This is a genomic window from Pseudoalteromonas sp. bablab_jr011, assembly GCF_016464045.1.
GTDB classification, from domain to species: domain Bacteria; phylum Pseudomonadota; class Gammaproteobacteria; order Enterobacterales; family Alteromonadaceae; genus Pseudoalteromonas; species Pseudoalteromonas lipolytica.
Genome location: NZ_JACDWU010000212.1, coordinates 1 through 451, shown reverse-complemented (window position 1 = coordinate 451; position 451 = coordinate 1). Strand labels below are relative to the sequence as shown.

Here is a 451-nt window from a genome sequence, read left to right as displayed (position 1 = left end):
ACCCATTAGGGTTTTATGATCTCAGTGGTAATATGATTGAATGGGTTAATGATTGGTGGGCTGAAGATTACTATCGGCACTCTCCTGAGCATAACCCAACGGGCCCCTCTAAAGGCACTAAAAAAGTAATGCGCGGCGGAACCTTCATGGAGTCCCCCCGCGGTAGTAACGTGTATACGCGACAAGAGTCCGATGAACTTAGCACAGCTTACCGGGATTTGGGCTTTCGCTGTGTGCTTAACCAAGCGACGCCACTCACAAAATAGTCATTCCACCTGCAAATGAGAACATACTTTGGGAGTATGTTTATTCATACTAACACTGACTTAAGTACCGTTAACAGACACACTGTACATGGACTCTTTTTTATGGATAAATACCTTGGCTCAGGCACGACTTTTACACCTCGCAACGTACTTAGCTTGCTTTCTCCTATTATTATCTGCGGCTT

General features: G+C 45.0%; 1 protein-coding gene. It reads left to right on the top strand.

Annotated elements, in window-relative coordinates:
• The coding region (locus tag JIG41_RS12765; protein ID WP_199524868.1) for an SUMF1/EgtB/PvdO family nonheme iron enzyme at positions 1-266 on the top strand (266 nt) is incomplete at its 5' end.
• Positions 267-451: the final 185 nt, after the last annotated feature.